This is a genomic window from Paraburkholderia humisilvae, from assembly GCF_902859855.1.
GTDB lineage: Bacteria > Pseudomonadota > Gammaproteobacteria > Burkholderiales > Burkholderiaceae > Paraburkholderia > Paraburkholderia humisilvae.
In genome coordinates this window covers 1-713 of the sequence record NZ_CADIKH010000449.1, presented here as the reverse complement: position 1 = coordinate 713, position 713 = coordinate 1, and the positions used below count along the sequence as shown (strand labels likewise).

At 61.2% G+C, this 713-nt stretch carries 1 pseudogene; it reads right to left on the bottom strand.

The window, feature by feature from the left end:
* Window positions 1–711: pseudogene (locus HV796_RS43000) on the bottom strand (IS630 family transposase); the annotation flags it as partial.
* Window positions 712–713 lie beyond the last annotated feature (2 nt).

The following is a 713-nucleotide window of genomic DNA, read 5'->3' as shown; positions in this document are numbered from 1 at the left end:
GCTGCTTCAGATGCGCTTTGAGCGCCTTGAGAAACTCGATCACCTGTTCCTTCTTCACGCTGCCTTCGTACAACCGGAACAGGTAGTTCGTGCGACTGAGACCCGCAATCGCCGAGACATGGTTCCAGTTGAAATGAAACTGGATAACTGGCGTTTGCCCCTTCGGCGCCCAGGTGCGCACCCGCGTGGGGCGCTCGCTGATGCCGGTCTCGTCGATAAAGACAATCAGTCGGCCTTCGCGCTGGGCTTTTTTTTTAGCGTGGGCCACGTGCGTCGCTTCCAGTGGCGCACCGCTTCCTCGTCGCGCTCGATTGCGCGCCGCTCAGGCTTTTGTGCGCTGAAACCCAGCGCCCCAAGAATGCGCCAGACCTGCGTTTGCCCGAACTCGACGCCATACATGCGCTTGATGAGCGTAGCCACGCGCTTGAGTGTCCAAAGCTCGGTGCCAAAGCCGTATTCGGTCGGGCTTTGTAGCAATGCCTGCCGTAGTTGCGCCAACTGCTCCTCATCGAGCCGCGCCGGACGACCTCGACCCGGCACAGCACGCAGCGCATCGATTCCACCTTCATCGAGCAAGCCCTTCCATGTGTACACCGTCTGTCGGGCTACCCCCACGGCCAGTGCCACTTCTGCCGGGCCTTTGCCCGCCAGAAGCATGCGGCCGGCCCGCAAGCGTTTCTTCGTTGCCTCGTCCAACGGCTTCTTTGCCATGG